The following is a 7,912-nucleotide window of genomic DNA, read 5'->3' on the forward strand; positions in this document are numbered from 1 at the left end:
GTGCGGGGGGCGGGCGGCGCCGCGACCGGCGGCGCGCCGGGCGCGGGCGAGGGGACCCCGGCGGCGGACGCGGCGTCGGGCACCAGCTGGGTTGCGAGGTCCCCGTCCACCCCCCGGGTGACGACCAGGGTCGCGACCGAGGTGCTCGTGACCGGCACCCGCACCGTCGTCTCCTTGCCGTTGCGACTGGTCAGGCGCACCGACCAGGGGTGCGCGGCGACGGTCGCGTACGGGGTGGCCGAGCCGTAGAAGAGGGTGCGGGCGACGGGGATGTCGGCGTCGCGACCCGCCGGGTCGCTGGCCTGGACGTCGAGCGGCCCCACCTCGGCGGCGGCCTGCACGACCCGCAGTGCCCCGGTCCCGGACGCGGCGGGCGCGGTCTCGTCGTCGAGCACCTGGGCCTGGGTGGCGCCGCCCGGGCCGATGTCGACGAACGTCGCGGTCTGGGCGGACCCGGCGGGCAGGTCGACGGCGACGTCGAAGAGGGGCGCGCTGGAGGCGGGCGCCCCGGCCGGGCGGCCCTGGAGGCGGTAGGTCCCGGCCGGCTCGGTGAGGTAGGGGCTCACCGCGCGGTAGGACACGTCGCCCGCGACCTTGGTCAGCGGCAGGTTCGGCCCGGTCGCGTACATGTCGACGGCGGGGGTGGTCGGCGAGAGGTGCGCGAGCCGCAGCATCCCGCTGCCGGGGTCGGCGGTCGCCTCACGGACGCCGAGCACCCCGACGGTCCCGAGCGCGACGGCGAGGACCCCCACGCCCGCACCCGCGATCCACAGCCACCGCCGCCGTCCCGCCCGCCGTTGCTCCATGAGATCTCTGTTCCCCCATTCGGGTGTGCGTTATACCCGATCAGAACTGTCGGCCCCACAGCTGTCGCCGAGAGGTCACTCCGAGCTTCGCGAACACGTTCCCGAGGTGGTAGCTGATCGCCTTCGGGGTGACGTAGAGGGCCGCGGCCACCTCGCGGCTGGTCATCCCCTGGGCGACGAGGCGGACCACCTCGCGTTCGCGCGGGGTCAGGTCCGCGTGCTCCGGGGGCTCCTCGGTGGCCGGGGCCAGGGGCAGCGTCTCGGGCGGCGCGGGGACCGCACCGGCGGTGGCGGCGACCGCGGCCCGCGGCCGGCCGCCGGGCGCCCGCGCCGCCGGGACGTCCCGGCGGGCGTCGGCGGGGGGCGCGGTGTCCAGGCCGTGGATGTCGGCGTCGATCTCCGCGTCGATGCGGGCCACCCACGGCCGGGCGCCCAGGGCCGCGTACCCGCGGCGGGCGGCGGCGAGGTCGGCCGCGGCGCTCGCCCAGCCGCGGGCCCGGGCGAGGAAGCCCGCCGACGCGTGCAGCGCGGCGATCTCGGTCGGGCACGACGCGGCGCCGTCCGGGTCGGCCTCGGCGAGGTCCAGCGCGGCGCGGTAGGACGCCCGCGCCGCGTCGACGTCGCCCGCGTCCTCCGCCAGCCGGCCGAGCAGGCGGTGGCGGGACAGCGTGAACCACAGCGGCGTCCCGAACACCGGCCACCCGTCGATCTCGCGCGCGGCGAGGCGCGGGTGCCCGGCGTCGAGCGCGGCCTCCGCTCGCAGCACGCGCCACGGCGCCGTCGGGGCGTCGAGCAGCGGGGGCACCGGGGCGTCGGCGAACGCGGTGAGGAGGCGGTGCGCGCGCTCGGGCTCCCCGCGGGCGTGCGCCACCAGCGCCTCGCTGGTCGTGAGGGTGGCGAGGCCGCGGCTGTGCGGCGCGCGGCGCAGGTCCTCGCGGGCCGTCCGCAGGTGGGCCTCGGCCTCGTCACCCTGTCCGCGCAGGGCCAGCACCGCCGCCCACAGCGAGCGCGACGCCGGGCCGATCCAGGTGTCCCCGATCTGCCGGGACGTCGTGGCGCCCACCCGGGCCTCCGCCTCGGCCTCGTCGAGGCGCCCGGTCCGCAGGGCCGCCTCCGCGAGGTAGAGGTGCACGAGCCGCCCGGTGGTGGTGAGCCCGCCGGTGCGGATGCGGTCGAGACCCTCGTGCAGCCGGGTGTACGCCTCGGCGGTGCGTCCGGCGGCCAGGCAGAGCCGTCCCGCGATCACCGCGGGGTCGGCGCCGTAGGCGACGGGCAGCAGGTCCTCGAGGACGTCGAGCCCGGCGTCGGGACCCCACTGCTGGGCGCGGCCGACGGCGTGCAGCACCTGCATCTGCTCGCGCCGGCGCGGCTCCGCGGTGAGCCGCGGGACCCGGTTCGCCGCCTCCACCGCGCGGGCTCCGCGGCCGTGCAGGGCGTGGTCGGCGCCCAGGAGCACCGCGGCGAGGGCGGTGACGCGGGGGTCGGCGTCCGGGTCGTCCGCGGCGGCCTGCAGGCGCCGGTTCGCCTCCGGGTCGGAGGCCTCGGAGAGCAGCATCCCGAGGGCGAGGTCGCGCTCGGCGCCGGGACGGGCCTCGCGGAGTTCCGGCTCGAGCGCCCGCAACCGGCCGGGCGACCCCGCGCGGACGAGGCGCACGGCGGCCGCGAGCACGCGGGACTCCCGCTCCGTGCCGGTGGGGCTGAGCTCGGCCGCCCACAGCAGGCGGGTCGCGGCCTCGTCGTGATCGGTGACCTCCGCGGCGGCGGACTCGTCGAGCACCGCCGCGAGGGCGGGGTGCGGACGTCCCGCCGCCCCGGCCACGGCGTGGGCGAGCCCGGCGCGGCCCCCGAGGGCGATCCCGGCGGCGTCGTGCAGGGCCCCGGCCCGGTCGGGGGGCAGCGTCGCCAGCACCGTGACGCGGAGCAGGCGGTGCACGAACCGCAGCACCGCCCGGGCGCCGAGCCGGTCGACGACGACGAGGCCCGACCCGACGAGCTCGGCGACCTCCCCGTCCCCCACGTCCGCGTCGTCCAGGCCGGCCACCCGCTCGACGAGGGCGACCGGGGCCGGCTCGCCGAGGACGGCCAGCGCGTCGAGCAGGCGCCGGGCGACCGGGCCGAGCGCCGCGGCCGCGCGGGCGGCGTCGGCGGACAGCGTGCTCCAGGGCGGGGGCGGGGCCACGCCGGCGAGCACGTCGTCGTCGAGGCCGCGCACGAGCAGGGCGAGGTGCACGGGGTGCCCGCCGGTCGCGGCGACCAGGCGGGCGGCGACCTCGCGGCTCGGAGCGGGTGAGGAGGGGCGGCGGGAGGCGACGAAGGCGGCCACGGAGGGCACGTCGAGGCCCCCGACGACGAGGGTGCGCGCCTCCTCGCCGGAGCTGCCGGAGCTGCCGGGCGTGCCGGAGCTGCCGGGCGTGCCGGAGCTGCCGGGCGTGCCGGACGTCCCCCCGTCCCGGGCGAACAGCCACGGCCACCACGCCCGGGTGCCCGTGGGCAGGCGGTCGGGGTCGGTGGCGGTGGCGAGGACGAGGAGCCCGTCGGAGTGCAGCCGGGCCAGCAGGTCGGTGAGCACGGTGGCCGAGGCGGGGTCGACGTGGTGCAGGTCGTGCAGCGCGAGGACGACGACGCGGTCGCCGCGCGGTCCCCGCCGGACGCGGAGCAGGGCGTCGTGCAGGCCGGGGGCCGAGCGGCACGACGTCGCCGCGGCGGGGGCGGCGACCGCGTCCAGCGCGCGCGCCAGCCGCTCGGTGGTGGCGTAGGCGACCGGGACGTCGCTCGGCCCCGCCGTCGGTTCGGGGGCGGCGACCCGGACGACGACCGGTCCGCCGTCGGCACCGGCCGCGAGCTGGCCGCAGAACGCGTCGGCGAGGGTGGAGGTGCCGATGCCCGACTCACCCGTGAGCAGGACGCGGGCGGCGCCACCGGCGCGGACCCGGTCGAAGCACTCGTGGAGCGCCACGATCTCCGCGCCGCGACCGACCGGGGGGAGGGTCCCGGGAGCCTCGACTCCGCTCGCCGCCGTCCCCGGCACGGTGCACCTCCTGCTCACGCTGCGTGTCAACGTCACCCACCTGGTGGGCTAACAGATTCCACCAGAACGATTAGTGGAGGTCCAGCGTTCGCCTGATGTAGTTGTTCATAACACGATCGGGTTAACCCGGTCGCCGTGTGTCCACGGACGAGTGATCTAGCCGGGGGAGACCTGGGAACTCTTCCCAGGGTCAGGGTGCCTGCTGGTCGCGGACGATCCCACCGTCCGTGTTTCCGATCGGGGACCGCCGGAGGTTGACCGCGCATGACCGCTGCCCGGACGTCCGCGAACGCCGTGACCCCGTCACACACCGTCGCGTCCACCCGGGTCGATCTGCCTGTTCGGCGCATCCGTCGGGAGCGGCCGCTCGACCCGCCGTCGTCCCGCCCGCTCTTCGGCATCCGCCGCGCGGGATCGATCCAGGCCTGGATGCTGGTGCTCCCCGTCGACGCCCTCGCGGCCGCCGCGCCCATGATCTGGGAACCGCACTACTACAAGGCCTTCGCCGCGCTCGCCCTGATCACCGTGGCGCTGGTGTGCGGCGGCGGGCGGTACCGCGCCCGCCTGCACCTCTCGGTCCTCGACGAGCTGCCGCTGCTGCTCGGCCGCCTCCTGGTCGCGATCGCGCTCGTCGCCGCGGTCTTCGCGGTGCGCCACGACGACGTCGGCGTCATGGAGTTCGTCGCGGCCGCGCTCGCCTCCGTCGTGCTCGTGGTGGTGGCGCGGTGCCTGACGACGGGCGTGGTCCTCACCGCGCGCAAACGCCGGGTCGTCGCGCACCGCACGATGATCATCGGAGGCGGCACGACCTCCCGGGAGGTCGCGACGCTGCTGGCGCGCTACCCGCGCTACGGGCTCGCCGTCGCGGGGCACGTGGACAGCACCGAGCCGGGCCGGAGCGGGGCCGACGAACCGGCTCGCGGCCCGGTCATCGGGCCGCTCCCCTACCTCGGCAGCCTCGACGACCTCGACGACCTGGTCCGCGCGCACGGCGTGGACGTCCTGCTCGTCGGCGACGGGTCCTTCCGCGAGGAGGACCTGCTCGACCGCGTCCGCACCTCCGCCACCGAGCACTGCGACCTGCTCGTCGTGCCCCGGCTGCACGCCTTCGCGACGGCGTCGGGCACCGCCGACCACATCGGGTCGCTGCCCGTGATGCGCATCCGCACCCCGGCGCTCTCCGGCCCCGCCTGGCGGCTCAAGCGCGCCTTCGACCTCGTCCTGAGCGCCCTGCTGCTGGCCGTCCTCTCGCCGGTCCTGCTCGCGTGCGCCGCGGCCGCCCGCCTGGAGGGCGGACCGGGCGTCCTCTTCCGCCAGGAGCGCATCGGACGCGACGGGCGCCGCTTCGAGTGCCTGAAGTTCCGGTCGATGCGGCCCGCCTCGGAGACCGAGTCGGCCACCCGGTGGACCGTCGCGCACGATCCCCGCGTCGGGCCGGTCGGCCGGGTGCTGCGGGCGACCTCGCTCGACGAGCTGCCGCAGCTGTGGAACATCCTGCGCGGCGACATGACGATCGTGGGACCCCGACCGGAGCGTCCCCACTTCGTGGAGCGCTTCTCCGCCGAGCACCCGCGCTACGGTCACCGCCACCGCGTGCCGGCGGGGCTGACCGGGCTCGCGCAGGTCTCCGGGCTGCGCGGCGACACCCCCATCTCCGACCGGGCGCGCTTCGACAACTACTACATCGAGAACTGGTCGCTGTGGCTCGACGCGAAGGTCCTGCTCCGTACGGTCGCCGAGGTGGTGCTCGCGCGCGGCCGCTGAGTCGCGGGCACGATCACCGGTGCTGACCCGCCGCCGGGTCCTCGCCCTCGGTGCGGGCGCGGCCGCCGTGCTCGGCGGGGCGCTGTCGTGCGGGGCGGCGCCCGCCCACCGGTCCGGGCCCCCGGCCACCGACGACGACCTGCCCCGCCTGTCCGGCGCCCCGCTCGCGACGGGGACGGTGCACGACGTCCGCGCCGCCGGGGCCACGGGTGACGGGCGCACCGACGACGCCGTCGCCTTCGCCCGCGCCCTGGCCTCGGCCGCGTCGGGCGACACCGTCCGGGTCCCCGCGGGGACCTACCGGCTCGTCCTGCCCCGGCCCTTGGCGGTCCCCGAGGGCGTGACGCTCGCCGGCGACCCGGGCCGCACGACGCTGCGCGTGGCCGCCGGCGTGACGGGCGCGATCGCGCCGGCCGGGGACGACGTCACCGTCGACGGACTGGAGATCGTGCGCGCCGACGACGCCGAGACGGTGCTGCTGCACGTCGGGCAGGTCGCGCGGCTGACCCTCTCGCGGCTCGTGCTCGCCGGGGCCACCGACGTCACCGACGCCTTCTGCCACGGCATCCAGCTCGGCGTCGACGGCGGGGTCTCGACGGACCTGGTGCTGCGCGACTGCCTGCTCCACCGGCTGACCTACGGGCTGTACCAGGCGAACGAGTCCACCGCGGTGACGGTCGGGGTGACCGTGACCGGCTGCACCTTCGCCCGCAACGCCAACACCGACCTCGAGTTCAACAGCCCCTCGGGCTCGTTCCGCCGGGTCCGCGTGGGGCAGTGCACGTTCCGGGACAATGACTCCCCCGGGTTCGCCGTCGGGATCGCGTTCTGCGCCGACGTCGTGGTGTCCGGCTGCACGATGACGAACTACCGGATGGAGGCGGTGCACGTCGAGGACTGGTCCTCCGACGTCACCGTCACCGGCTGCAGGTTCACCGCGTGCGGGCTGCGGGAGTTCGCGCACATCCAGATCATCTCCGGCTCCTCGCGGGTGACCGCCCGCGCCAACGCCCACGACGCCACGATGAACACCCGGGCGATCGCCCTGGTCAACGCCCTCGCCGGCGGCAGTGGGGACACCGCGGGCGGGCGTGACGTGGTGCCGCCGAGCGCCGTCACGGTGGCCGCCAACGTCTTCCGCTGCTCGACCGCGGTGACCGCGGTGTCCTTCCACGGCGTGCGCGGCGGGTCGATCACCGACAACCGCGTCGAGGGGATCGCCCCGGCCGACGCGGTGGACCTGGACGGGGCTACCGGGGTGCAGGTGCGCTGAGGCACCGCGCGGCCGCGGCCAGGACGTCGTCGGCGCTGCGCTTGGGCGAGGCAGCGTCGGCGGGGACGTCCTCGGCCCAGCCGGTCCACGCGGTCCGCGCGTCCTCCAGCCCGCGGTGCACGCCGTCGACGTCGGGCTCCACGACCCAGGCGCCGGGCGTGTCGGCCAGGTTCTCCGCGATCCCGGCGCGCGCCGAGACCACCACCTGCAGCCCCGCGACCTGCGCCTCGAGCGCGGTGAACCCGTAGACCTCCTCGGTGGAGGGCAGCACGAGGGTGTGCGTCCGCGCGAGGATCCCGACGACACCGGGCTCGTCGAGGAACCCGTGGAAGGTCACGCGGTCGGCGATCCCGAGCCGGCGGGCGGTCGCCTCGAGCTCCCCGCGCTCCACCCCGTCGCCCGCGACGTCGAGGGTGGGCGCGCCGTCGAGGCGGGCGAACGCCTCGAGCAGCGTGCCCACGTTCTTGCGCGCGATGAGCTGCCCGACGACGACGAAGCGGTGCTGCGCGGCGTCCGGGCCCGTGGCGCCGCCCTCGGCGCGGGCACGCAGCTCGCGCGGCCGCGTCCCGAACGCCTCCAGGTCGACCGAGTTCACCGACTCGACGATGCGGTCGGGCGCCACGCCGGTGTGGATCGCGGCCTGGCGGGCCGCCGGGCCCGGCACGACGACCGCGCCGGCGCGGGGGAACAACCGGGTACGGAGCCAGGCGACGGGCCCGTGGTCGAACTGGCGGGACTCCAGCGTCGACTCCGAGAAGATCACGTAGGGCACCCCGCGTCGGTGGGCGCGCAGCATCGTCCAGGCGCTGGCGACCTGGGCCCACGTGGGGATGACGACGACGTCGGCCGCGTCGAGCACCGTCCGGGTCCATCCCGGGCGCAACGCGGCCTGGTAGGAATCCAGCCGGCTCGCGACCCGCCGCGGGAGCGGCACGCGCATCGACGGCAGCACCGCGGACGAGTAGCCCGAGTGCTCGCGGTAGACGAAGTGACGCTCGGGCTCCTCGGTGAACAGGAAGTGCACGTGGAAGTCACAGCGGG

The 7,912-nt window shown here is 76.9% G+C and carries 5 protein-coding genes; 2 read left to right on the forward strand and 3 right to left on the reverse strand.

Annotated elements, in window-relative coordinates; translation table 11 throughout:
• The coding region (locus tag AC0CYZ_RS30775) for a DUF4397 domain-containing protein (RefSeq protein ID WP_472221915.1) at positions 1 to 806 on the reverse strand (806 nt) is incomplete at its 3' end.
• 40 nt (positions 807 to 846) lie between these two features.
• The gene (locus AC0CYZ_RS30780; RefSeq protein WP_472221916.1) at positions 847 to 3,870 is read right to left on the reverse strand and encodes a helix-turn-helix transcriptional regulator; all 3,024 of its coding nucleotides are present in this window, start codon (positions 3,868 to 3,870) and stop codon (positions 847 to 849) included.
• A gap of 228 nt (positions 3,871 to 4,098) precedes the next feature.
• On the opposite strand from AC0CYZ_RS30780, the gene AC0CYZ_RS30785 reads away from it, so the two are divergent.
• Together AC0CYZ_RS30785 and AC0CYZ_RS30790 are read left to right on the forward strand one after the other, a co-directional pair.
• Complete coding sequence (locus AC0CYZ_RS30785) at positions 4,099 to 5,598, forward strand: sugar transferase (protein ID WP_472221917.1); 1,500 nt, start codon at positions 4,099 to 4,101, stop codon at positions 5,596 to 5,598.
• A gap of 19 nt (positions 5,599 to 5,617) precedes the next feature.
• Complete coding sequence (locus AC0CYZ_RS30790; protein ID WP_472221918.1) at positions 5,618 to 6,871, forward strand: glycosyl hydrolase family 28-related protein; 1,254 nt, start codon at positions 5,618 to 5,620, stop codon at positions 6,869 to 6,871.
• On the opposite strand, the gene AC0CYZ_RS30795 is transcribed toward AC0CYZ_RS30790, so the two are convergent.
• A partial coding sequence (locus AC0CYZ_RS30795) for a glycosyltransferase (protein WP_472221919.1) occupies positions 6,849 to 7,912 on the reverse strand: 1,064 nt, incomplete at its 5' end. The two genes, AC0CYZ_RS30790 and AC0CYZ_RS30795, sit on opposite strands and share 23 nt — an antisense overlap.

The sequence above is a fragment of the Actinomycetospora sp. genome (assembly GCF_055612215.1).